This window comes from Xanthomonas euroxanthea (genome assembly GCF_900476395.1).
GTDB lineage: Bacteria > Pseudomonadota > Gammaproteobacteria > Xanthomonadales > Xanthomonadaceae > Xanthomonas > Xanthomonas euroxanthea.
On record NZ_UIHB01000004.1, the window covers coordinates 158,484 to 182,652 of the forward strand.

A 24,169-nucleotide genomic window follows, 5' to 3' on the forward strand; every position below is an offset into this window, starting at 1 on the left:
CGGCAGGTTCGGCGTCGGCAGCGGTCAAACCGCGAAGCGCCCGGTCAGCTCGTCGTGGGCACCACGGTCTGGCGCAGGGGCGGATGCGAGTAAAACGAACCGCGCTGCTGCTATGCAACGCGTTGCATCCCCAAAAACGGCCCAGCTGTGCGTGCCCTCATCCTAGGGCGACGCCCCCACAGCTTGCTCAATCCGCGAAACTCAACACCACGCGACCTTCGATGGCGCCTTGGTGCATGCGGGTAAATACCTCGTTGATGTTTTCGAGCCGGTCGGTCTGGACCGTCGCGGCCACCTTGCCTTGCCCTGCGAAGTTCAGCGACTCTTGCAGACCCAAACGACTGCCGACGATCGATCCTCGCACGGTCACGCCGTTGAGCCCTCCTTCTTCGCATTGACCGCCACAGTGGCGCCCGGTCGCCGGGCGAGATCCAGCTTGGCGTCGTCCACATCGACCGCTGCCACAGTGAGTCACATCGCCTTGGCGTATTGCACGGCCATATGACCCAGCCCGCCGATGCCGGAGATGACGGCCCAGTCTCCGGGCTTGGTGTCGGTCATTTGAGCCCCTTGTGGACCGTCACACCTGCGCAAAGAAGGGGGGGAGCGATCTGAACGACTTCTTAGAAGGTAAGCGTTGGAGCGAAGCCTAACGCCTCACCTCAAAGCCGCTTTGAGTTCAATCAATTTTTCCGTGGCGCGAGCGCTTTCCAGCAGGCTGCACGCCATGCACCTGGATACCCAGGACCCAACGTCAGAAACGACCGGTAAATAAGCATCAGCTCTCCGCATCTTGGACTGACATTTTTTGCGTGACGATGCCCGAATCAATTCGGTTTGCTCCGGCACATACCATCATCCCAGCTTGCTCCAGAGGCCGTTCGATCCGAGTTGATCGAAATCAAGGCAGGCGTGTATGGTGCAATGCATCATGAGACCCGAGGTGGCACCGGCTGGCGTTGCTTTTCGGTGTCGAAGTCGCACCGTGATGGCGAGAAAGAAAAGCTGTTGTGGGGGGCAACAGCGTCATATTTTTTCAAGGAGTGTGGACATGAGGCCTGGTGAAAAATCAGCAGTCGTTACCGGTGCTGCGCAACGCAGTGAGGCTTCTTCGAGCAAGGCTTCAGGCGGATACGACATGCACGCACACACGTCTGCCCATCCCGGACCCGACTTCATCGCCAATGCCCAGCAGACCTTCGGGCTGACTGTCGTGAGCCTTACGGGAGCCCAATGGGAGGGACGCGCTCGGGAGGTCAGTCTTCCTGGAGAACGCGGCCGATTTGGCGTGATGGCACGACATACACCAATGCTGAGCACGCTGCGCGAAGGCATGATCCTCATTTATCCGGAAACGGGCGAGCCGCCTTTCCAGCTCTATGTGTCGGGCGGCTTCGTCGAGGTCCAGCCAACTCACGTCGCCGTTTTGGCTGACCTGGCGCTGCGAAGCGAAGACCGGGACAGGGCGAAGGCCGAAGTTGCGAAAACTGCCGCGAATTCGCCCATGGCAACGTCTCTCACGGACGCTGCCTATGCGCAAACGCACGCCGAGCTCATGCATCACTTTGGGGAAAGCCCACGCGCCAAGCCTTGATGACTGGAACCGCGGCACATCGCCTCAAGCGTTCTCCGCTTGTTGAACAGTCATAAAAGAGGGCCCCGCATGTCAGGTCGCGTCAAAGCAGCATTCAAGTATTTCAATCAAGCCGTGCCGTTCAAACTGCCTCAGGCCCTGGTGACAACGGCCGTGCTTATCGCATTGCTCTTGCTCCCGTGCCCTGAAGGCCTGACGCCCAAGGCCTGGGGGCTGGTCGCCATCTTCCTGACCACCATCATCGCGATCATCCTCAAGGTCATGCCCATCGGGGTGATGGCGATGATGGCCATCGTCATCGTCGCGCTTTCCCAAGTCACGTCAACCAGCTCCAAGGGTGCGATCACTGATGCGCTCAGCAGCTTCTCGAGCCCGCTCATCTGGCTGATCGTGGTTGCGATCCTGATTTCCCGTGGCCTGAAGAAGACGGGCCTGGGGAACCGTATCGGCATGGTGTTCATTGCGCTCCTGGGCAAACGGACACTGGGCATCGGCTACGGCCTGACGATCTGCGAGCTCCTGCTCGCCCCCTTCACCCCCAGCAATACCGCGCGTGGCGGGGGCATTGTTCACCCCATCATGAGGTCTATTGCCAACTCGTTCGATTCCGATCCGGCCAAAGGCACGCAAGGCAAGGTGGGGACCTACCTGGCATTGGTGAACTACCACGCCAATCCCATCACATCGGCAATGTTCCTCACCGCCACAGCACCCAATCCGCTGGTGGTCGATTATGTGGCCAAAGCGACGAACCAACAGCTGCACCTGTCCTGGACGACCTGGGCGCTCTGCATGCTTCTACCGGGGCTGGCCTGTTTGATCATCATGCCTCTGGCCATCTATCTGCTGTCTCCTCCGGAGTTGAAGGCCACCCCTAACGCGGTTGATTTCGCCAAGACCGAATTGAAGGCGATGGGGCCGCTGACGGCGAAAGAAAAAGTGATGATCGGGACCTTTGGTTTGCTGTTGGTCCTTTGGGCGAACGTGCCCGCCATGATTCTCGGCCCCTCATGGACCCTGGATCCCACAGTCGTGGCATTCGTTGGCTTGTTTACGCTGATCATCACCGGCACGCTGGACTGGGACGACGTGCTTTCCGAAAAAAGTGCGTGGGACACGCTGGTGTGGTTTGGCGCGCTGGTGATGATGGCCGAACAGCTCAACAAGCTGGGCGTGGTTGGCTGGTTCACCGAGGCCATGAAGGGCGCCATCATCGCGAGTGGAATGGGATGGAAAGCCATCGCCTGCGTGCTCGTCCTGGCCTTTGTCTTTTCCCATTATCTGTTCGCGAGCACCACCGCCCACATCAGTGCGATGCTGCTTGCGTTCCTGGGCGTGGGTGCACTGCTCATACCGCCGGATTACGTCATCCCCTTCATGCTCATGATGACCGCGTCTTCGGCGATCATGATGACACTGACGCACTATGCCACGGGAACCTCACCCATCATTTTCGGCAGCGGCTACGTCAGCCTGGGCGCCTGGTGGAGGATCGGACTGATCATGTGCCTGCTTGAGCTTCTCATCTTCGCTCTCGTCGGCAGCACCTGGTGGAAAGTCCTTGGCTTCTGGTAGATCTTGGATCGTCCCATGAGCAGCCAGGAACACAGCGCCTGACACGCCACCTGGCAACGGCCAACTGATCGCGCAGCGTGGAGCAGCACCTGCGTATCCCGCACGACCTGCGACAGAAAGGCCGCCAAGAAAACGTCAGGACTCTTGCCTGCATGCCGCGTGGCACACCGCAACCGATGCTGGATAGATGGCATGCGGGCCGGCCGAGCGCGACATCATCAGCGGCGTGGGCAGGATTGATCCCTCGCTTGATACCTCAAGGGGCATCGCTCGGAATTATCAATCGGCCGGAATATCCAGCCAGGTCAGACACTTAAAGACTTGGCGGAAGCTCTGGAGCGGGCGATGGGAATCGAACCCACGTCAGTAGCTTGGGAAGCTACAGCTCTACCATTGAGCTACGCCCGCGTGGCGTTGCGAGAGTGTAGGCGGGTGCGGGTGTCGGGCGCAATGCGCAGACGTGACGAGGGCCGGTTGCCCGGCCCTCGTGTCCTGCAGATCTACCGCGTGGACAGCTGTGCGGCGCGGATCAGAAATTGCCGCTGAAGTTCACGAACAGCGTCGCATCGCGGGCGCTGCGCTGTGCGGTGGTAGTGCTCAGGCCGATATTGCTCTGCAGGCCCCACAGGCCGGTGCGGGCGCCCAGCACGACGGTCGCGTAGTTGCGGTCGAAGTTCTGGCCCGGGACGGTGTACATGCCGACTTCCGGCATCGACTGCAGCCAGGCGCTGGCTTCGGTGCCGTCCTTGAACTCGTGGTCGTAGGTTGCCTGCAGGTATGGCTTGACCATTGCACCGTCCAGGCGCACCTGGAAGCCGATGCGGCCGACCATCGAATCGATGTCCTGATCGGCGTAGCCCAATGCGGTGGAGCTTGCGTTGCCCTCGGTGTAGCCGTCGAGCTTGAGCTTCTGCCAGGTCAGGCCGACCACCGGGCCGTACTTGACGTTGCCTTCGCCCAGCGAATAGCCGGCGTTGACCGCGGCGGTGAGGTTGCTGCCGTCCGGCGAGCCGCTGTGCACGCGCGTGGCTGGCCCGAGCTGCACTTCGCGGTCGACGTCGTAGCTGAGCCAGCTGTAGCTGACCTGGGCATTGACCCAGACCGGGCCGGTATACCAGCCGAAGAAGCCGCCCAGCGTGGTGTCGTCCTGCTTGAAGCTGCCGTTGCGGTTGCCGAAGTCGGCATCCATGCTGCCGAAGCCGGCAAAGCCGCCGAACACCAGGTCGCCGGCAGTCCAGTCCACGCCGAACAGGCCGGCCGGGGCCATGCCGTCGTACAGATCGGCGTGGTCGTAGCGCTGCATGTCGCCACGCACACTGCCCCACCAACGCAGGCCATCGGCGTCCGGCTTGCCGTCCAGATGCCAGGCCACCTGGTCAGCGCGCGCGCGGCCGACCGCCTGCGCCGAATGCGTCAGCACCTGCTGCAGGCGCGGCGCTTCCAGCAGCGAAATGGCGTACTGGCCCAGGATCTGGTGAGTGGCGGTGGTCGGATGGATGCCATCGGCAAACACATAGGTGTTCGGGGCGTTGGCGGCGACCAGGCTGGTCGGGTTGCACGCCGGCAGCGGCACGGCCGGGTTGCAGGCGGTGCTGGTGACATTGCTGAAGCCGTAGGTGCCCGGATCGGCAACCACTTCCTGCAGGATGTGGAAGGTGTCCACCGGGATCACGCGCAAGCCGGCCGAGCGCAGGCCATTGAACAGCGCGGTGTTGTAGGCGGTTGCCGCCGCAGTGCCCTGCGCCATCGCGGCGGCACCGCCGGCGCGGAAGCGCGGGGTGATGCCCACGTCCGGAATGGTCGGCACCATCACGTAGCGCGCGCCGGCGGCCTGCAAGGCGCCGACCGCCCCGACCTGCGCGGTGACCGCATTGCCGATGATGGCCTGCGCCTGGGCCGGCGCAGCTGCAGCGGCGAGCAGATCGTTGGCGCCGCCCCACACGGTGTAGAGCGCGTTCGGATTGGCCTGGCCGCCGTTGGCGCTCAGGTAGGTGTTGACCTGGCTGGTCACCGACGGCGCGGCACCGAGCACGCTGGTCGAATTGGCCTGGATGCGCGCGCCGCCGGCAGCGTAGTTGTCGCCGGTCTGGCCGTTGCCGTTGGGCGCTGCATTGGTGCCGTAATGGTCGGCGACGTATTCGGCCCAGACCCAGCCCGGGTTGGTGGTGAACTTGCCGGTGACTGCGCGCGAGGCGGCCGGCAGCAACGGGTTGTAGTAGCCGCTGTCGGTGAGGCTGTCACCGAAGAACACGGTCTGGTCGAAGGCAGACGCGGCCATGGCCGGGGTGGCCGCAATGGCGATGGCCACGGCCATCAGGGAACGGATCGGGCGAAGAGTTGAAGCCATGGAAGTGCCTGCTCAAGGTAGTGTGGAACTGGACCGGACCTGCTGACGTACGCCGGCGCATGGCACATGGTTTCACCCTCGCCGCCCGCGCTCACGCTGCATTGCCGCATAACGCAAAAACGCGCGCCCTGACGGCACGCGATGCCACAATCATGACATGAACATTCAACTCAACGGCACCCCGCGCGACATTCCCGACGACTTGCTGCTGGCAACCCTGCTGGAGCAGGAAGGTCTTGCACAGCGGCGCGTGGCGGTGGAGGTCAATGGCGAAATCGTGTCGCGCGGGCGGCACGCCACGCACCGTTTGCGTGCCGGCGATGTGGTGGAGATCGTGCACGCATTGGGCGGCGGCTGATGCGGCGCGCAGGCCGGCGCAGCTGCGCGCGATCGGTGATAATTGCCTGATGACCAATACCGCCCCCTCTGATGCGCTGATCATCGCCGGCAAGCCCTACCGTTCGCGCCTGCTGACCGGCACCGGCAAGTTCAAGGATCTGGACGAAACCCGCCTGGCCACCGAAGCGGCCGCCGCGCAGATCGTCACCGTGGCGATTCGCCGGGTGAATATCGGCCAGGACCCGAACGCGCCCAGCCTGCTCGATGTGCTGCCGCCGGATCGCTACACGCTGCTGCCCAACACCGCCGGCTGCTACACCGCTGAAGATGCGGTCCGCACCTGCCGGCTGGCGCGCGAACTGCTAGACGGCCACAACCTGACCAAGCTGGAGGTGCTCGGCGACGAGCGCACGCTGTATCCGGACGTGGTGCAGACGCTCAAGGCCGCCGAGCAGCTGGTCGCCGACGGCTTCGACGTCATGGTCTATACCTCCGACGATCCGATCCTGGCCAAGCGCCTGGAGGAGATCGGCTGCGTGGCGGTGATGCCGCTGGCCGCGCCGATCGGCTCCGGGCTGGGCATCCAGAACAAGTACAACCTGCTGGAAATCATCGAAAACGCCAAGGTGCCGATCATCGTCGACGCCGGCGTGGGCACGGCATCGGATGCGGCGATCGCGATGGAGCTGGGCTGCGACGGTGTATTGATGAATACCGCCATCGCCGGTGCGCGTGATCCGATCCTGATGGCCAGCGCGATGCGCAAGGCGATCGAGGCCGGACGCGAGGCCTTCCTGGCCGGGCGGATTCCGCGCAAGCGGTATGCCTCGGCGTCCAGTCCGGTGGATGGCGTGATTGGATGAGTGGGTGTGCTGCGTTGACATTGCAGTCGATGCGCAATGCTTGGCGGTGTGAGGTGCCGGATGTGGCCGTTGCCAGATCGCGCATTACTGCGAGTGCCCCTCACGCCCTACCCTCACCCCAACCCCTCTCCCAAAGGGAGAGGGGCTTTGTTTTCTGATGTGACCTACTTCATGACTGATCCTTTCACCAGCGACGGCGCCAAGATGCCGCCCAAGCCCTTCACCATCGAAGAGGGGCGCCGGCAGGTGCGCAGCTTCGTGCTGCGCCAGGGCCGCTTTACCCCGGCGCAGCAGCGCGCGTTCGACGAGCTGTGGCCACGCTTCGGCCTGGACTACAGCGGCACGCCGCGCGACCTGGATGCGGCGTTCGGCCGTCCCGCGCCCAAGGTGCTGGAGATCGGGTTTGGCAACGGGGCGGCATTGCGCTTTGCCGCCCAGCAGGACCCCAGCCGCGACTACATCGGCATCGAGGTGCATGCGCCTGGTGTCGGTCGCCTGCTCAATGCGCTGGACGATGACGGCAGCACGCATGTGCGCCTGTACCACCACGATGCGGTGGAAGTGCTCGAGCACGAGATCGCCGATGGCGCGCTGGACGAGGTGCGCATCTACTTCCCCGACCCATGGCACAAGAAGCGCCACAACAAGCGCCGCCTGATCCAGCCGGCGTTCGCGGCGCTGGTGGTGCGCAAGCTGCGCCATGGTGGCCGCCTGCACGCGGCCACCGACTGGGCCGATTACGCCGAACAGATGTGGGACGTGCTCGACGCCACACCGGGCCTGGTCAATCGCGCCGGCCCGCGCGGCCACGTCGAACGCCCCGCCTGGCGCCCGCAGACCCACTTCGAAACCCGCGGCCAGAAGCTCGGCCACGGCGTGTGGGATTTGCTGTATGACCGGGAATCGGAAATCGGGAATCGGGAATCGCAGGAGCAAACGGCGATGCCCCCCGGATAACTCACAGCGTCAGCGCTTTCCCGCTCTGCCAATTCCCTATTCCCGACTCCCCATTCCCGGCCCCCAATGGATACCGCGCTGACACTGACCAACGATATGAAGCTCGTCCTCGGGCTGGTCGGTTTCACGATGGCGATGTTCCTGTTCGAGCGCATTCGCGCCGATGTGGTGGCGTTGATCGTGCTGGTGGTGCTGGGCGTCACCGGGCTGGTGGCGCCGGAAGAACTGTTTGGTGGTTTTTCCGGTAACGCGGTGATGAGCATCATCGCCACCACCATCCTCGGCGCGGGGCTGGAGCGCACCGGTGCGTTGAATCGCCTGGCGACCTGGTTGCTGCGGCGCTCGCACGGCAGCGAACAACGCCTGATGATGATGACGCTGGCCATCTCCGGCCTGAACTCGTCCTTCATGCAGAACCCGTCGGTGATGGCCTTGTACCTGCCGGTCGCCTCGCGGCTGGCCGCGCGCACTGGGCTGACCCTGCAACGCATGCTGCTGCCGATCGCCGCGGCCATCGTGATGGGCGGCGCGCTGACCATGGTGGGCAATTCGCCGCTGATCCTGCTCAACGACCTGCTGGTGTCGGCCAACAACAACCTGCCCTCGGGCATGGCCAGCATCGAGCCGTTGACCATGTTCGCGCCGCTGCCGATCGGCGTGGCCTTGCTGATCGCTGCATTGCTGTACTTCCGTTTCTACGGCGACCGCAAGCTGATCGAGGAAGAACGCCTGATCAACGAAGGCGTCACGCCCTCGCGCACCGAGAGCTATTTCGCCAAGACCTACGGCATCGACGGCGACGTGTTCGAGCTCACCGTCAGCGCCGAAAGCCCGCTGGTCGGCATGACCCTGGGCGAGGCCGAGGCGCTGCACGACGCGCCCTTGCTGCTCGCCTTGAAGACCGGCAACGACACCCGCCTGGCGCCGCCGGCGGACATGCGCATCTGGGTCGGCAGCGTGCTCGGGGCGATGGGGCCGCGCCAGGAAGTGACCGACTTTGCGCAGAACCAGTTCCTGCGCATGTCCTCGCGCCTGCGCAACCTGGGCGATCTGTTCAATCCCAGCCTGGCCGGCATTTCCGAAGCATTGATTCCGCCCAACTCGCGGCTGATCGGCAAGACCGCCGCCGAGTTGCGCCTGCGCAAGCAGAGCGGCATCAGCCTGCTGGCGATCAACCGCGACAAGCAGGTGATCCGCGAGGACGTGCGCAACGTGCCGCTGCGCGGCGGCGACATGCTGGTGTTCCACAGCATCTGGCAGGACCTGGCGCAGGCGGCGGAAAGCCGCGACTTCGTGCCGGTGACCGACTTCCCCAAAGGCGAGCAGCGCCCGCACAAGTTCAAGATCGCCATGGCGATCTTCGCCTTCACCATCCTGATCGCGCTGACCTCGCGGCTGCCGGTGGCGCTGACCTTGATGACCGGCGTGGCCTGCATGCTGGTGAGCGGCGTGCTGCGCATGGACGAGGCCTACGCCTCGATCAACTGGAAGACCATCTTCATGATGGCCGGCCTGATTCCACTGGGCTGGGCAATGGACAGCAGCGGCACCGCGGCCTGGGTGGCCGGCCACACCATCGACCGCCTGCCCGAGGGCATTCCGGTGTGGGCGCTGGAAATCAGCCTGGCGCTGCTGACCACCGCGTTTTCGCTGGTGATCAGCCATGTCGGCGCCACCATCGTGATGGTGCCGATCGCGGTCAATCTGGCATTGGCGGCCAACGGCAACCCGACCGCGTTCGCACTGATCGTGGCGTTGTCGGCGTCCAACAATCTGATGACCGCCTCCAACCCGGTGATCTCGATGGTGGCCGGCCCGGCCAACTATCAGCCACGCGAGCTGTGGCGCGTGGGCGCACCGCTGTCGCTGATCTACGTCGTGGTCATGGTCTCGATGATCAACCTGATGTTCTGGTGGGCAGCGCGCTGAACCGGCGTCGTGGCCGCCGACGGCGATCGCTGCAGATATGCGCGCAGATGGATCGATCATCGATGGTGCGCCGTCAGGCGCATTGCACGCCAGATCGCCAGACACGAGACGCGGCGACGGCGCCACCTGCTGCTTGAAGCTGGCCGACGACTGCTGGCGATGTCCTGCCAGCCGCGCTTTGCTCCAGCCTCGGCACACGGACGTTGTACTGGATCGTGTGACGCCGCCTTAGAGCGGCAACCTAGCCAAGGACCACCTGCGTCCCCTCGATGCGTACCGGCACCGCCAGCAGCGATTGACCGCGGCACGGCCCGCTGATGCATTCGCCGCCACTGAGCTCGAACGCCGCGCCGTGCGCCGCGCAGACCAGGTGGCCTTCCTTGGTCTTGAGGAACTGGCCGGGTGCCCAATCCAGCCGCCTGCCGGCATGCGGGCAGACATTCAACCAGGCGCGCACCTGTGCACCATCGCGATACAGCACCAGCGACTCCGTGCCGCCGTCCCACACCGCTTCGACTTCCAGAAATCCGGCATCGGGAATCTGCGCCAGGTCGGCAAGCGTGGTGGGCGATGGCGAAGACATGCGGTCTGCTGTGGGAGAACGGACTGCGATTGTGGCACGCGCCTGCATCGCGCCGACGCCATGCGATAGCCGCCACGCATGCATCTACTGCGCTCACGAATGCGCGTTCCTGCCGACCGGACGCCCTGCTTCCAGCCCACTGGATGTGATGGACTTAACAAAACAGGCCATTGTTTAACGAAGTTTTCACTCAATGACATGAAACCGCAACGATACTGCGGGCCTGTTTCCTGCCCGGCAGCCCACCGCCATGCCTGCACGTCTCTTCCAATTCGGCAACCTCCACCACCTGTTTGCCCCGCGCAAGCCGCGTCACCCGCTGGTGCGCGTTGCCGCCGGCCTGGCCGGTCTGGTCATCCTTGCCGTGCTGATCTTCTTCAGCGTGTTCGTGGGCGCGGCGATGATCCTGGGCGGCATCGCCTGGAAGCTGCTGAGCAAGTCGAACCGTCGCACGCCGCAACAGACACGCGTGGTCGAAGCCGAGTACCGCGTGGTGCGCAAGCCCGCGTTGCCGTTGTCGCACTGAAGCACCGCGCCACCGCCATCCGGCGCGGTGGGCATTGAATGCTGATATCACTGCGCGCATGAGCTGACCGGCATGCGCGCTTTCGCCTGCGCCGACGCAGACCGTGATCGCACGCACTGCCGGCCAGGCGGCGCGATGCACTCAACGCGCAGCACGGCGGTTCCGTCATGCACGGCCAAACGGCTAGACTCAGCTGCCCCGTTCCCCAAGGATGCGTGCATGACCCACGATGTGATTCCCGCCGCCGACGTCCCGCGCATTCCGGTGGTTGGTGGCGGCAACTTTCCGGTGCACCGCATCTACTGCGTCGGCCGCAACTTCGCCGATCACGCGCGCGAGATGGGCGCCGCAGCGCCTGCCTCCAGGGCCGAACGGGGCCAGCCGACCTTTTTCATGAAGCCTGCCGATGCGATCGTGGTCGGCCACGGCGACCACATTCCGTACCCGCCCGGCACCAAAGAACTGCACCACGAAGTGGAGCTGGTGGTGGCACTGGGCAGCGATGCGCCGGCCGGCGAGTTGCCGGTGGATCAGGCAGAGGGGCTGATCTATGGCTACGGCGTGGGCCTGGACCTGACCCGACGCGATCTGCAGGCCGCCGCCAAGGCCAAGGGCCTGCCGTGGGACATCGCCAAGGGCTTCGATCACTCCGCGCCGATCAGCGAGCTGGTGCATGCCGGCGAAGTGGGTGCGCTGGAGGCATTGAACCTGTCGCTGGAGGTCAACGGCCAGGTGCGTCAGCAGTCGTTGCTGGACCAGATGATCTGGAACGTGCCGGAAATCCTGCATGAGCTCTCCAAACTCTATGCGTTGCGCGCGGGCGATCTGATCTTCATGGGCACGCCTGCCGGTGTCGGCCCGCTGCTGCCGGGTGATCAGTTCAGTGCACGCCTGGAAAACGTCGCCGAGCGCCACGGCATCATCGCGGGCTGACACGCCGCCCGCTACGATCACGCCGCGGCAGTTGGTCCGCGACCGCATCTGGAGTGCGCTATGGGAATGGTCAGCGAATTCAAGCAATTCGCGATGCGTGGCAATGTCATCGACCTGGCGGTCGGTGTGGTCATCGGTGCAGCGTTCGGCAAGATCGTCACCGCGCTGGTGGAAAAGATCATCATGCCGCCGATCGGCTGGGCCATCGGCAATGTGGATTTCTCACGCCTGGCCTGGGTGCTCAAGCCTGCCGGCGTCGATGCCACCGGCAAGGAAATTCCGGCGGTGGCCATCGGCTACGGCGATTTCATCAACACCGTCGTGCAGTTCGTGATCATCGCCTTCGCGATCTTCATGGTGGTCAAGCTGATCAACCGCCTGACCCACCGCAAGCCGGATGCCCCCAAGGGCCCGAGCGAAGAAGTGCTGTTGCTGCGCGAGATTCGCGATTCGTTGAAGAACGACACGCTGAAGACACCAGGCGTGCCGTAAGCGGGCACATCCATTGCGCAACGTCGCGCAGGAGGATGACCTTTCGCACGCAGACGGGGGACCTCGCGCTGATAAGCTCGGGGTCCCCCTTGTCGTTGGAGCCGCCCTGCATGCGTCGCCTCGCTGTTGCCATCTCTGCCCTACTCGCTTGCGCACCCGCGCTCGCCGCACAGACCACCATCGCCGATAGCGCACTGCGCACCGCCGCGCAGCTGCGCGAGCAGGCCTTGGCCGACGACACCGGCTTTGCGGTGGTGGAATCGTTGACCACCGAAGTGGGCCCGCGCATTGCCGGTGGCGAGGCCGATCCGCGCGCGGTGGCCTGGGCCAAGGCCAAGTTCCAGTCACTGGGCTTCGACAAGGTGTGGACCGAGCCGGTGCGCTTTCCCAAGTGGCAGCGGCGCAGCGAACAGGCCGCGGTGATCGGCGCGCATGCGCAGCCCCTGCATATCACCGCCCTGGGCGGCAGCCCGGGTGGCACCGTCGAGGGCGAGGTGGTGCGCTTCGACAACCTGGCCGCACTGCAGGCCGCACCGGCCGGATCGCTGGCCGGCAAGATCGCATTCGTCGATTACCAGATGACCAAGGCGCGCGACGGCAAGGATTATGGCAATGGCGGCGCGGTGCGCAGCAAGGGCCCGTCGGAAGCGATCCGCAAGGGCGCGATCGGCTTCGTGATGCGCTCGGCCGGCACCGACTCGCACCGCGTGCCGCATACGGGCATCACCCGTTTCGACGAAGGCCTGACGCCGGTACCGGCAGCGGCGTTGTCGGTGCCCGATGCCAACCAGCTCGCGCGCCTGGCCGCGCTGGGCAGCACGCGTGTGCGGCTGGCACTGGATTGCGGCTGGGATGGCACGGCGACTTCGTACAACGTGATCGGCGAAATCACCGGACGCAGCAAGCCCAAGGAAGTGGTGGTGATCGGCGGGCACCTGGATTCCTGGGATCTGGGCACCGGCGCGATCGACGATGGCGCCGGCGTGGCGATCACCATGGCCGCGGGCCACCTGATCGGCCAACTCAAGCAGGCGCCCAAGCGCACGATTCGCGTGGTGGCCTTCGCCAACGAGGAGCAGGGCCTGTACGGCGGCAAGGCGTATGCAGCCGCGCACGGCAAGGATGCCAAGGACATGGCGCTGCACCAGATCGGCGCAGAGAGCGACTTCGGTGCCGGGCGCATCTATGCGTTCAACACCGGCTCGGCGGCACCGGAAGACTCGCGCGCCGCGACCAAACAGATTGCCGAGGTGCTCGCGCCGTTGGGCATCGCGTATGTGCCGGACAAGGGCGGCCCCGGCCCGGATGTCGGGCCGATCTCCGCCAAGGGCGGCGCATGGGCATGGCTGGCGCAGGACGGCACCGACTACTTCGACCTGCACCACACCGCCGACGACACCCTGGACAAGATCGACCCCAAGGCGCTGGCGCAGAACGTGGCGGCCTACACGGTATTTGCATACCTGGCGGCCGAGGCCGATGGCGATTTCGGCAGTCGCGCGAAAAGCGTGCAACCGCCGAGCGAGTAACTGCGACGGAAGACGTCGCAGGTGTCTTTGGTGAGGGCGAGCGGCACGGATGACGCGCATGCTGCGCGTTGCCTGTGCCGATACCTCCATCGACAGCGAGTGCCAGCGGCCAGGCACTCGCGGTTGCTGCAGGCCTCGCGCTACCTGCTGCCCCTTCGCTTCCACTCCAGGACGAGCACACACAATGGCGGCCAAGCGCCAACGCAGTGCCAACAACGCAGCGACCTTGCTGGATGTCGCCAAGCACGCCGGGGTCTCGCCGATGACGGCCTCGCGCGTCATCAACCGTCACCCGCATGTCGGCGAGGACATGCGCGTGCGCGTGGAAGCCTCGGTGCAGGCATTGGGGTACCGCCCCAATCTGGCAGGCCGTTCGTTGCGCACCAGCGGCCTGTTGCGCATCGGCGTGCTGTACAGCAATCCCAGCGCGGCCTACCTCAATCAATTCATGCTCGGCCTGCTCGAGCAAAGCAGCCTCAATGGCAGCCAGGTGCTGGTGGAAAAATGCGGTGCCATCCGCAGCCAGCGTGCCGCCACCGAACGCTTGCTGGCAGCCGGCGTGGACGGCGTGATCCTGCCGCCCCCGTTATGCGATTCGCGCCAGACCATCGCCGAACTCGATGCACGCGGCATCCCGGTCGTGGCGGTGGCGAGCGGCGCACCGATGGCGCAGATCAGCTCGGTGCGCATCGACGATTACCAGGCCGCGCGCGCCATCGTCGACCACCTGGTTGAACTGGGCCATCGCCGCATCGCACTGATCAAGGGCGACCCCAAGCACACGCCAAGCGCGTTGCGTGCCAATGGCTATCTCGACAGCCTGCAGGCCGCTGGCCTGCCCGTGGCCGAGGAATTGATGGCAGAGGGTCTGTTCACCTATCACTCCGGCCTGCTCGCCGCGCGCAGCCTGCTCGCACAGGCGCAACCGCCCACCGCCATCTTCTGCAGCAACGACGATATGGCCGCTGCGGCCGTTGCGGTCGCGCACGGCCTGGGCCTGCGCGTACCCGAGGATGTCTCGGTCGCCGGCTTCGACGACACCCCGGTCGCCACCACCATCTGGCCCGAGCTCACCACCGTGCATCAACCGGTCACTGCGATGGGCCGCGCCGCGGTGTCGTTGCTGGCCGATGCGATCCGCCAGCGACGCAAGGGCAATCCCGCGCAGGGCGTGCACCAGGTGATGAAGTACACCGTGGTCAAGCGCGGCTCGACGGCCGGGCCGCCGGCGCGGTAAGTGCTGCATCGATCGGCATCGTGTAACGCCTGCGCCATCACACACAAAAAAACGGCCACATCGCTTCCCGACGATGCGGCCGAATGGGAGGGTGCCTGACGTTGCCGTCAGGCGTACTGCAGCGCCGCAATCAACGGCGACGGGAAGAAAAGCGCAATGACCGCCTGGAGAGTGACAACAGCGAAACATGTGCGACACGGCGCGGGGGTGCGCCATGTCGCACAACGCACAGCCGGATCAGAAGCGCAGACGCAGGCCGGCGTAGTAACGACGCTCGAAGATGTTCTGGTCGTAGTAGTGGTTGGTCCACTGCGCGTAGCGCCGCTCGCTTTCGCCGGTCAGGTTGGTTGCCTGGGCGTACAGGGTCAGGTGGTCGTTGACGTCGTAGCTGAAGGACGCATCGAGATAGCCGACGTCGTCGTTCCAGATCGCCAGCTCGTCGCCCCACGCACCGCTGTTGACCTGGCTGAAGCGCTTGCTGCGCCAGTTGTAGGCCACGCGTGCCTGCAACTTGTCCTTCTGGTACCACAGCACCGCGTTGGCCTGGTGCTTGGAATTGTCGCCGATCGGCAACGTATTGCCTTGGATATCGGTGTTGTCGGTGTCGGCATCGGAGAAGGTGTAGTTGATGTTGGTACCGAAGCCACTCAACCAGCCGGGCAGGAAGTCGAAGGCCTGTTGATAGCCGACTTCAAAGCCCTTGATCTTGCCGCCACCGCCATTGACGATGCGCTCCACCGGGCCGCCCAGCCGCGCCACGCCATCGGCGTCGGGCAACAGTTCGATGTTGGTCACCGTGGTGGGGAACGACTTCACGTCGATCAGGAACGCACCCACGCTGACCAGCGACGCATCGGAGAAATACCATTCCCACGAGGCGTTGTAGTTGGTGGCGCGATACGGATCGAGATCCGGGTTACCGGAGCGGCCATTGAGGAACAGCACCGCATCGGAGGGCAACGCAGGGTTGCGCGGCGGCGTGCCATTGACCGCGTAGAAGCTCACCAGCCCGCGCCCGAGATCGGGCAGGTCCTGGCGCGCCACCGCCTTGTTGTAGGCAAAGCGCAGCTTCTGCGCGTCGGTGATGTCCAGCGACAGGTTGGCGGTGGGCAGCACGTCGGTGTACTGACGGTTCAGGCGATTGGTGCCGATCGCCGGGCTGACACCGTTCCATTCAACGTTGCCGATGAACACGTTGCCGCTGCTCAGGTACTGATCGATCGCCAGCTTGGTCTGCACGATGCGCGCGCCGATGTTGGCCGTCCACGGCACCGCGCTGCCGGTGCCGCCTTCCAGGTTTGCCAGGAAGTACGCCGCGGTGCTCTTTTCGGTGACCTTGTAGGAATCGGCGGCCTGCTGGTAGGCCACGTTGCCCGGGTACAGGCTGTTGAGGTAGCCCACCGGGTCCTTCATGACCTGCGGGTTGATCGCCGGCAGGCCCTGGCTGCCCAGGCCGGTGACCCTGAGCGGATCGAAGTCGTTGAAGTAGGCCCAGTAACCGGGGATCGAATTGAACGGCAGCAGGCGCGCTTCGGAGACGCCGCTGCAGGTGTCCACAATCAGCGGATCCTTGAAGTAGTACAGCGAGCGGTTCGGATCGGCACAGCTGGTCGACACCGGCGACAGGTAGCGATAGGTGTCCAGCTTGACCTCGCGCTCACCGTAACGGATGCCGAACTGGAAGCCGCGCACCACGCCCTCGTCGAACTCGAAGGTGCCATCGGCGCGGAACGCGTCCATCGTCGCTTCGATCTTGTTGCCCTGCGCCCAGGTCGACATCAGTTGCCAGTTGTCCGGGTTGGACACATCGGTGCCGAGGTTGACCGCCGGATAGGTGCCACGGAAGTCCACCGAGGCATCCACCGTCGGCAGGCCATTGGCATTGGCCCATTGCGTCACCCCGCCGGCGCGGGTGATCTGGTCGCCGCGTGTCACCACCGCATCGGCACGCGCTTCGTCGTAGGTGCGCTGCGCATCGCCATGCACCCAGCGGAACGAGGCACGGAAGGGGCCACCATCGTCGAAGCGCAGTTCCAGATTGGTGTTGAGCGCGTCCGAGTCGGCGACGCCGGCCATCGAGTGGGCCTGGAAGCGGTTGTAGCGGAACTGGCCGTATTCCAGCACGCCATTGGAATCGACCACCGATCCGGGCTGCAGCTGGTTGGTGGCCCAACCGGTGTGCAGCTGCGCGGCGACCGAGGTGTCCTGGTCATCGAGCTTGGTGTAGGCCGCATCGGCCAGCACCGTCCACGAATCGTTGATGTTGAACTGGAACGAGCCGTTGATGCCGGTGCGCTGGCGGTCGGTGCTGCGGTTGTCCAGCTCGGTGGCAACCCAGTTGTAGAAATAGTCGCGTGGCAGGTTGGACGGATCGGTATTGCTGCCGATGCGGCCATCGCCGTTGAAATCGAAGCCCACGTTCTGCTCGGTGGATTTCTGCGCGCCATTGGAATACACGCTGGGATGCTTGTTCTCCAGCGTGGCATCGGAGTACGACACCGCCAGCAACGCGCCCCAACGCTCGGTGCGGAAACTGGCCAGGCCCGAGTACAGCTCGTTGAGTTCCTGCACGCGGTCGCCGTAGGAGCCTTCGGCCTGGCCGCTGAAGGTCCAGCCTTCGGGCAGGTCGAACGGGCGCCGTGTCTTGAGCGAAACCGTACCGCTGATGCCGCCATCCAGGTCCGCTGCGGTCGGCGATTTGATCACGTCCACGCCGCTGAACAGCGTCGGCGGGATGTCGACGAAATCCGGCTGCGCGCGGCCGATGTTCGGCTGGCCGTACTGGTCGCCGCCACCGGCGCTCAGGTACAACTCGCCGTTCATGGTGGTCTGCACCTGCGGCATGCCGCGGATATTGAGCTGCGAGCCCTCGCCGGCCGAACGCCGGATCTGCACGCCGGGCACGCGCTGCAGCGAATCGGTGATGGTGACATCGGGCAATTTGCCGATGTCCTCTGCAGAGATCGAGTCGATGATCTGCGCGGCGGTGCGCTTGTTCTCGATGGCCTCGGCCTGCGCGCCGCGCACGCCCTTGACCATGACCTTGTCCAGGTCGGTGACCCCGGCGGCAGCGCTGGCGTCCTGTGCGTTTGCGCTGCCGGCCAGCAGGGTGAGTGCAGCCGCCAGTGCGGCGACCAATGGGGTGTGGCGGGTGTTCGCATGCAGCTTGTTCATGGTCCCCTCCCAGGGATGACGACAATCCACGACCGTTTCGAATGGCATTGCAGCAACGGCAATGCGGTATTGGCTGACGCGCGATCGGCGCATCAGTGCGACCGCCGTGCGGACACGGCGTGGCAACCTGTCGGCGCCGCTACGGAAGCCCGCTGGCGACGCCTGTTGATGGTTCGACATTCCAGCCGCGCACCTGCAGCGTGGCGTTGCGCAGGCTCGCCGCGGACGGGCCGCGAATCTCGACCTCGCGCTGCTCGCCCGGCACCAGGCTGAGGTAGTTGTCGCTGTAGTACGCCGGCAGGATGCGTTGGCCCTGCGCGTCCACCAGGGTCAGCTTGGTGTTGAGCGCAACCTGATGCGAAGCATTGCGCACGGTGGCGCGCAGCACCGGCTCGGCACCCTCCTGCAGTTGCGTGCTGAGCTGCACCGGCACTGCTGCCAGCGCATCCAGGCCACGCATGGCTGCCGCATCGCGCGCCACCCAGTAGAAATTGCGCGAACGCACGACCGCATCGCGATCGAGCAATTGCAGCCGCACAAAGCCCAGCCCGTTGGTGTCCTTGAGCAACGGCGCCAGTTGCAGCACCGGTGCCGAGACCGCAACGGGCGCGGCGTCCACGGCCTGTTCGCGCTGCTGCAGCAATGCGCCATCGCTGCTGTAGACCTCTGCACGCACGCGCAGGCCACGCACCGGGGCGCTGGCATTGTTGACCACCACCACGTCGTGGCCGGGCAGGTTCATCTGCACATGCAGCATCTCTGCCGCATTGCGCACACCGTAGTAGGCCGCATGGGTGTCGTAGTCGTGGCTGTAGATCTGCCACATGTTGCTGGGCCAGGCCGGATGGCTCATCCACAGCAGGCGCCCGCTGTTCTTGGTCCACAGCTGCGCGTTGAAGCCTTCGAAGATGGCGCGATGGGTGTCGTAGTTGAGCAATTGCGCCTTGCGCTCAAAATCTTCCAGGCTGGTGGGCGCACCAAGCTTGTCGGTGAGCGAACGCATGAAGCTGGCGGTGTCGCCGTTACCGGACTGGTGCCAGTCGTGATAGGCCCAGGCATCGCTGATCGGCCACTGGTCCTGCGCCGCCGGGACGGAGGCCTTGAACGACTCCAGGGTGGAGAACGACGGCGTGCCCACTTCCACCGAAAAGCCCTGTGCCAAGGCGTTGAAGTACCCCACCGGCTCGCGGTAGTTGTACGGGCCGCTGCCCTGCAGATTGACCTGGTTGGAACTGCCGGTGTACCAACGCGTGCCATCGAGCTCGGCCACCAGCGCATCCAGGCCTTCGTTGAGGATGGGTGCGGGCACGCCTTCGTTGCGGCCGAACCACAACACGATGGACGGATGGTTGCGGAAGCGCTTGATCACCTCGGCGGCATTGTCCAGGAACAGCGCCGCATCGGCCGGCTCCATGTTGTAGTTCTGGGTGGACTGCCAGAAGTCGTTGAGCACCAGCATGCCGTATTCGTCGGCCAGCTCGAAGAAGCTGGCTTCGGTGTTCTGCCCCACCCAGTTGCGCACCACATTGAAATGCGCATCGCGCTGCAGGCGGAAGTACGGCTCCAGCCGCTCGCGCGAGACGCGCTTGCGCCAGTCGTCCATGCCCCAGTTGCCGCCCTTGACGGCAATGCGTACGCCATTGATGCGGATGGCCAGGTAAGGTGCCAGCGCGTCGTCACTCAGCGGCGTGACCGCCGGCGATGCCTGCGCGCCGGGATAGAACGATTGCGCATCGCCTCCGGGCACGGGGCGGATCGCACTGTGGCGGGCATCGACAATGCGTTCACCACGCTGACGTGCCTTGTTGAAATCCACCAGCACGCGGCGCAGCGCACCGTCCTGGTCGAACAGCGACAGTTCGTAACCGACCTCGCGAATGCCAAAGCGCAGCTGCTGCGTGTCCGATGGCGTACCGGCCACCTCGACGCTGGCCTGCAGGGTATACAACGCAGGCTCGCCATAACCGTTGGGCCACCACAGGCGCGGATTGGCGATGACCAGCTGCGGCGTATCGGCGGCGCTGAGCGTGAGCGTGGTACCACCGGCCGGCACGTTGACCTGCCGCTGGATGCGCACATCGCCGATGGCCAGTTGCAGGGTGCCCTGCACCGCCGCGGCACTGTCGTTGCGCAATGGCACGCTGATTTCAAGCTCGGCACGCCGGTGATCCGGGGCCAGCCGCGTCGTCACCACCCGGGTGTCGCCAAGCGCCAGCGGCCCGGTGGCGTGCAACTGCACGTCCTGCCACAGCCCGGCATTGCGATCGCGTACCGCCGGAATCCAGTCCCAGCCTTCGCTGGCGATGAAGGTCGGCCCATCCAGCGCCTGCACACCGCCGTTCTCGCCCACGCCTGCGGTCATCGACTGCTCGTGCGCGATGCCAGGATGCGGCGGCGGCGAGACACGCACTGCGATGATGTTGCGGCCAGCCTTGAGCTGCTTGCTGACATCGAAGCGGCCGCGTGCGAACGCACCACGCGTACGCCCGACCTGCGTACCGTTGACCCAGACCTCGCCCGCATAGTTGATGCCGTTGAACAGCAGCTCCAGCCGCTTGCCCTGGGCTGCAGCAGGCAGATCGAAACGGCTGCGGTACCACCAGTCCTGCCGGCTCAGCGATTCGGGAATGGCCATGTTGTTGAGACCGATATCCGGATCCGGATACACGCCCCGATCGACCAGCGTGGTGAGCACCGTGCCCGGCACGGTGGCCGCGTGCCAGGCCGCGGCACCGCCGCTGTCATCACCGCGCGACAGGCTGGCGCCCGTGGCCTGCCCCAGCTCCGGCGCAGCAGCCAGTTCCCACGCACCGACCCGCCATGCCGCCGCATCCAGCGGCTGCAACGCGGGCGTCGGTTGTACCGGCTTGGCGACCGGCGCAGAGAAGGCCGCCGCACTGCGCGGCAGCGTTGCCGGCGGCTGCGGCGCGACCTGGCCAGCCATCTGCTTGACCTGGACCTGCCAGGCCGGCGAGGCGTCTTCGAAACGCTGCATGGCCTGATCCGGCGCCTTGGCCGTAAGCTGCGCGATGGCCGGCGCATCCAGTGCAGCGGCGTGCGCGAGGAAACCGGCAATCTCGCCACCGAAGTGCTGCGTATAGGCGGCGGGCTGCTCGCGCGGACCAAACATCAGCACGGGCGCGACCGCGCTCTGGCGTACCGCACCGCTGGCGACCTGACGGCCATTGGCGTACAGCGTCAACCGCCCCGCTTTCGCCACCGCAGCCACCTGCGTCCAGGTCCCCGCAGGCAGCGCCTGCTTGCTGCGCAATACCGTATCTGCGCCCTGCACGAAGGCGAGCCTGCCGTTGTCGATTGCGAAGTAACGCCCGGCCGATTTCGCATCGCCCAGACCGGCGATCAATGCCGGGCCTGCATTCGCGCGCGAGGGACGCACCCAGCCGGACACGCTCCAGTCTGCGTCGGCAGCCAGCAACGGCGCATCGGCGGCAAGCTTCTTGGCCAACCCCATCCCGCCCGCCAGTACGCGGACATCGTAGGGACCGGTCGATCGCACATCGACGGGCGCAGCCTCCACTGCAGCCCAAGCCATGCAACCACATACCACCCACAGCGCTCCACGGCGGAACGCCTTGCGAACCATCAGCATTAGAGGCCTCTCCCAAGCTCTACTGCCAAGCAACGGTACACATCGCGACAACGCAACTGCCAAAACGACGCATAGCCGCCTTGTCATTGCCTCTGCCGTGATGCCGCCCGTGGCTGCCGCCCCTGTTTCAGCGGCCATGGTGCGAGGTAACGTTACCCCAGCTAGATATCGACGACAACCGTTCTGCGTTAGGGTTGGCGCTCCCAGGAGGAGGGACTCATGCGAAACCTGATCCAGTCCGCAGTACCGGCGGCGTGCGCGTTGCTGTATTCGATCGCGTTGCCTGCATCCGCGCAGCGCCTGCAGGTGCAATCGCCCGACGCACGTACGCAGGTGGAATTCACGCTACGCGAGGGCGGCGTGCCGAGCTATCGCGTGCTGTATCGCAACAAAGTTGTGCTCGACAACGCGCCGCTCGGGCTGGACCTGGGCCGGGCCAACACCCTCGGCAAGGCGATGACGCTGCAGGGCAGCACGACCGAAACGCATGACAGCCGATTCGAATTGCCCGTAGGCAAGACACGTCAGGCGCGCGATCACTATCGTCAATTGCGCGTGCAGTTGTCAGACCCCAAACAGCGACGCCTGACGGTGGAATTGCGTGCCTACGACGACGGCGTTGCGCTGCGTTATGTGCTGCCCGACGCCGGTGAGGTGCGGATTCGCAACGAACTCACCAGCTTTGCGTTTCCGCGCGATTACGCATGCTGGACCTTGAACCTGGGGCGCTTTGGAACCAGCCACGAGGGCGAATACGATGCGATCGCCGCATCCAGATTGCGCCCGCACAATCTGCTGGAGTTGCCGCTGGTCTGCCAGACCGATGCCGGCGGCACCACGCTGGCGATTGCCGAGGCAAACCTGCGCGACTATGCCGGCCTGTATCTCACCGGCCGCGAGGACGGCAGCCTGGGCGTAGCGGCGAAATTATCGCCACGCCTGGACGACCCCACGCTGGCGGTCAGCGTCGATGCCAAAGGCCAGGATTTCGCCACGCCATGGCGGGTGATCATGCTGGGTGACAGCCCGGCCAGCCTGATCGAATCCACCCTGATTTCCGCGCTGAACCCGCCGCCTGCCTTCGATGCGAGCTGGGTGCGCGCGGGCAAATCGGCATGGGACTGGTGGTCCGGCGGGCTGGCCGGCGGCGTGGCGCAGCCGGGCATGAATACCGCCACGATCGAGCGCTATATCGATCACGCGCAGCAATTGAAGCTGCAGTACATGCTGATCGACGACGGCTGGTATGTCGGCAGCACCGGCGATGGCCAGTACAACGTCGATGCCGATATCCGCCGGCCGGTGGAGCAGCTCGACCTGCCGGGCCTGGTGGCCTACGCACGGCAGCGCGACGTCGGGCTGTGGCTATGGGCGCATTGGCGCGCGCTCGATGCGCACATGGACGAAGCGCTCGCCTGGTATCAGCAGCTCGGCATCAAGGGTATCAAGGTCGACTTCATGGACCGCGACGACCAGCAGATGGTGGACTTCTACCATCGCCTGCTAGCCAAGGCTGCCGAACACAAACTGCTGGTGGACCTGCATGGCGCCTATCACCCGACCGGCCTGACCCGCACCTACCCCAATTACCTCACGCAGGAAGGCGTGCTCGGCGCCGAGTACAACAAGTGGACCACGCGCATCACCGCAACCCACAACCTCACGCTGCCGTTTACGCGCATGTTGCTCGGCCCGATGGATTACACCCCGGGCGGCTTCCGCAATGTGCGCCCGGCCGAATTCAGGATGCAGCACATCGCGCCGCAGGTGATGACCACCCGCGCGCAGCAACTGGCGATGTATGTGGTGTACGAAAGCCCGTTCGCGGTGGTCGCCGACAGCCCGGAGCAGTTCGAAAACGTGCCGGCCGCGCAGTTCCTGCGCGATGTGCCGGCCAGCTGGGATGAGACACGCGCACTCGACGGCGCCATCGGCGAGCACATCGCGCTGGCGCGGCGCAGCGGCAAGGACTGGTACGTAGGTGCGATGACCAACGAGCAGGCGCGCATGCTGACGTTGCCGTTGACGTTCCTGGGCAAGGGCCGCTGGACCGCCACCATCTACGCCGATGGCCAGGCCCCGACGGACGTACGCATCGACACGCGCCAGCTCACCTCCACCGACAGCCTGCAGCTGCCATTGGCTGCAAACGGCGGGGCTGCCGTGCGACTGCAGAAAAAGTAAGACCAGCCATGCTGATCGCCCCAAGGCAGGCGGATGCCACCCGGTCGCGGCGTGTCGGTGACGCATGGGTACTCCATCGCCACCCATCCCGTGCGGCGGCTGTCGTCGGTGAGCGTGGCGCAGCCGTGCTGCTATACGTTGGCGATGGCCGGTTACGGGTATCCGTATGCATTGACTCCGGCGTCACCTGCACCGGCCTGTCGGCGGAAATGCGTAACGGCGGTTTCTACTTCTGCGGGCCGGGCAGCGCACGTTGAGCTGAGTTGAGTTGGCTTGAGTCGATCGCGCGCACCGTTT

General features: G+C 65.1%; 16 protein-coding genes, 1 tRNA gene and 1 pseudogene. 12 read left to right on the forward strand and 6 right to left on the reverse strand.

The genetic code is table 11. The features are described 5' to 3' along the window. Window positions 1-187: 187 nt before the first annotated feature. Window positions 188-617, reverse strand: a pseudogene (locus CPBF1521_RS13130) (zinc-binding dehydrogenase); the annotation flags it as partial. A 434-nt stretch (window positions 618-1,051) separates the two neighbouring features. Between CPBF1521_RS13130 and atpC the strand changes: the two are divergent. Both atpC and CPBF1521_RS13140 read left to right on the forward strand, forming a co-directional pair. Then, a complete protein-coding gene (gene atpC / locus CPBF1521_RS13135; protein ID WP_235858453.1) occupies window positions 1,052-1,594 on the forward strand; it encodes an ATP synthase F1 subunit epsilon in 543 nt (180 codons plus the stop codon). 69 nt (window positions 1,595-1,663) lie between these two features. Then, window positions 1,664-3,169 (forward strand): DASS family sodium-coupled anion symporter, encoded by a 1,506-nt coding sequence (locus CPBF1521_RS13140; RefSeq protein ID WP_115677273.1) that lies wholly within the window; start codon window positions 1,664-1,666, stop codon window positions 3,167-3,169. 334 nt (window positions 3,170-3,503) lie between these two features. Here CPBF1521_RS13140 and CPBF1521_RS13145 read toward each other — a convergent pair. Together CPBF1521_RS13145 and CPBF1521_RS13150 are read right to left on the reverse strand one after the other, a co-directional pair. Then, window positions 3,504-3,577 (reverse strand) — tRNA-Gly (locus tag CPBF1521_RS13145). A gap of 121 nt (window positions 3,578-3,698) precedes the next feature. Further along, window positions 3,699-5,483: an autotransporter outer membrane beta-barrel domain-containing protein gene (locus CPBF1521_RS13150; RefSeq protein ID WP_104583663.1), complete on the reverse strand. Its 1,785-nt coding sequence runs from the start codon at window positions 5,481-5,483 to the stop codon at window positions 3,699-3,701. A 190-nt stretch (window positions 5,484-5,673) separates the two neighbouring features. Between CPBF1521_RS13150 and thiS the strand changes: the two genes are divergently transcribed. From thiS to CPBF1521_RS13170, 4 genes are all read left to right on the forward strand, one after another. Further along, the gene (gene thiS, locus CPBF1521_RS13155) at window positions 5,674-5,874 is read left to right on the forward strand and encodes a sulfur carrier protein ThiS (protein ID WP_104583664.1); all 201 of its coding nucleotides are present in this window, start codon (window positions 5,674-5,676) and stop codon (window positions 5,872-5,874) included. Window positions 5,875-5,923: 49 nt separating this feature from the next. Next, complete coding sequence (locus tag CPBF1521_RS13160) at window positions 5,924-6,718, forward strand: thiazole synthase (RefSeq protein WP_016903327.1); 795 nt, start codon at window positions 5,924-5,926, stop codon at window positions 6,716-6,718. 171 nt (window positions 6,719-6,889) lie between these two features. Beyond that, the gene (gene trmB, locus CPBF1521_RS13165; protein ID WP_104648926.1) at window positions 6,890-7,675 is read left to right on the forward strand and encodes a tRNA (guanosine(46)-N7)-methyltransferase TrmB; all 786 of its coding nucleotides are present in this window, start codon (window positions 6,890-6,892) and stop codon (window positions 7,673-7,675) included. Between the two features lie 66 nt (window positions 7,676-7,741). After that, window positions 7,742-9,604, forward strand: coding sequence for an SLC13 family permease (locus CPBF1521_RS13170; protein WP_104648908.1), 1,863 nt, complete (start codon window positions 7,742-7,744; stop codon window positions 9,602-9,604). Between the two features lie 241 nt (window positions 9,605-9,845). Here CPBF1521_RS13170 and CPBF1521_RS13175 read toward each other — a convergent pair whose 3' ends face one another. Next, window positions 9,846-10,187: a Rieske (2Fe-2S) protein gene (locus tag CPBF1521_RS13175; RefSeq protein ID WP_115677274.1), complete on the reverse strand. Its 342-nt coding sequence runs from the start codon at window positions 10,185-10,187 to the stop codon at window positions 9,846-9,848. Between the two features lie 250 nt (window positions 10,188-10,437). On the opposite strand from CPBF1521_RS13175, the gene CPBF1521_RS13180 reads away from it, so the two are divergent. From CPBF1521_RS13180 to CPBF1521_RS13200, 5 genes are all read left to right on the forward strand, one after another. Next, entirely contained in the window at window positions 10,438-10,713 is a 276-nt protein-coding gene (locus CPBF1521_RS13180) for a hypothetical protein (RefSeq protein ID WP_115677275.1), read from the forward strand. Between the two features lie 219 nt (window positions 10,714-10,932). Beyond that, window positions 10,933-11,646 (forward strand): fumarylacetoacetate hydrolase family protein, encoded by a 714-nt coding sequence (locus CPBF1521_RS13185; protein WP_115677276.1) that lies wholly within the window; start codon window positions 10,933-10,935, stop codon window positions 11,644-11,646. A gap of 60 nt (window positions 11,647-11,706) precedes the next feature. Then, entirely contained in the window at window positions 11,707-12,138 is a 432-nt protein-coding gene (gene mscL / locus CPBF1521_RS13190; protein WP_024940317.1) for a large-conductance mechanosensitive channel protein MscL, read from the forward strand. 110 nt (window positions 12,139-12,248) lie between these two features. Further along, complete coding sequence (locus CPBF1521_RS13195) at window positions 12,249-13,667, forward strand: M20/M25/M40 family metallo-hydrolase (RefSeq protein ID WP_115677277.1); 1,419 nt, start codon at window positions 12,249-12,251, stop codon at window positions 13,665-13,667. Window positions 13,668-13,851: 184 nt separating this feature from the next. Further along, a complete protein-coding gene (locus CPBF1521_RS13200; protein ID WP_115677278.1) occupies window positions 13,852-14,904 on the forward strand; it encodes a LacI family DNA-binding transcriptional regulator in 1,053 nt (350 codons plus the stop codon). 237 nt (window positions 14,905-15,141) lie between these two features. Here CPBF1521_RS13200 and CPBF1521_RS13205 read toward each other — a convergent pair whose 3' ends face one another. Next, on the reverse strand, window positions 15,142-18,078 hold the full coding sequence (locus CPBF1521_RS13205; RefSeq protein WP_115677279.1) for a TonB-dependent receptor: 2,937 nt from the start codon (window positions 18,076-18,078) through the stop codon (window positions 15,142-15,144). 139 nt (window positions 18,079-18,217) lie between these two features. Further along, window positions 18,218-21,688: a glycosyl hydrolase 2 galactose-binding domain-containing protein gene (locus tag CPBF1521_RS13210; protein WP_115677280.1), complete on the reverse strand. Its 3,471-nt coding sequence runs from the start codon at window positions 21,686-21,688 to the stop codon at window positions 18,218-18,220. 219 nt (window positions 21,689-21,907) lie between these two features. Between CPBF1521_RS13210 and CPBF1521_RS13215 the strand changes: the two genes are divergently transcribed. After that, window positions 21,908-23,872: a glycoside hydrolase family 97 protein gene (locus tag CPBF1521_RS13215; protein ID WP_115677281.1), complete on the forward strand. Its 1,965-nt coding sequence runs from the start codon at window positions 21,908-21,910 to the stop codon at window positions 23,870-23,872. Window positions 23,873-24,169 lie beyond the last annotated feature (297 nt).

Coding starts and splice junctions, on each gene's coding strand:
- CPBF1521_RS13150 (WP_104583663.1), bottom strand. CDS start 5,483: ATGGCCGTGGCCATCGCCATTGCGGCCACCCCGGCCATGGCCGCGTCT.
- CPBF1521_RS13210 (WP_115677280.1), bottom strand. CDS start 21,688: ATGCTGATGGTTCGCAAGGCGTTCCGCCGTGGAGCGCTGTGGGTGGTA.
- CPBF1521_RS13205 (WP_115677279.1), bottom strand. CDS start 18,078: ATGAACAAGCTGCATGCGAACACCCGCCACACCCCATTGGTCGCCGCA.
- CPBF1521_RS13175 (WP_115677274.1), bottom strand. CDS start 10,187: ATGTCTTCGCCATCGCCCACCACGCTTGCCGACCTGGCGCAGATTCCC.
- trmB (WP_104648926.1), top strand. CDS start 6,890: ATGACTGATCCTTTCACCAGCGACGGCGCCAAGATGCCGCCCAAGCCC.
- CPBF1521_RS13140 (WP_115677273.1), top strand. CDS start 1,664: ATGTCAGGTCGCGTCAAAGCAGCATTCAAGTATTTCAATCAAGCCGTG.
- thiS (WP_104583664.1), top strand. CDS start 5,674: ATGAACATTCAACTCAACGGCACCCCGCGCGACATTCCCGACGACTTG.
- mscL (WP_024940317.1), top strand. CDS start 11,707: ATGGGAATGGTCAGCGAATTCAAGCAATTCGCGATGCGTGGCAATGTC.
- CPBF1521_RS13200 (WP_115677278.1), top strand. CDS start 13,852: ATGGCGGCCAAGCGCCAACGCAGTGCCAACAACGCAGCGACCTTGCTG.
- CPBF1521_RS13215 (WP_115677281.1), top strand. CDS start 21,908: ATGCGAAACCTGATCCAGTCCGCAGTACCGGCGGCGTGCGCGTTGCTG.
- CPBF1521_RS13185 (WP_115677276.1), top strand. CDS start 10,933: ATGACCCACGATGTGATTCCCGCCGCCGACGTCCCGCGCATTCCGGTG.
- CPBF1521_RS13180 (WP_115677275.1), top strand. CDS start 10,438: ATGCCTGCACGTCTCTTCCAATTCGGCAACCTCCACCACCTGTTTGCC.
- CPBF1521_RS13160 (WP_016903327.1), top strand. CDS start 5,924: ATGACCAATACCGCCCCCTCTGATGCGCTGATCATCGCCGGCAAGCCC.
- atpC (WP_235858453.1), top strand. CDS start 1,052: ATGAGGCCTGGTGAAAAATCAGCAGTCGTTACCGGTGCTGCGCAACGC.
- CPBF1521_RS13195 (WP_115677277.1), top strand. CDS start 12,249: ATGCGTCGCCTCGCTGTTGCCATCTCTGCCCTACTCGCTTGCGCACCC.
- CPBF1521_RS13170 (WP_104648908.1), top strand. CDS start 7,742: ATGGATACCGCGCTGACACTGACCAACGATATGAAGCTCGTCCTCGGG.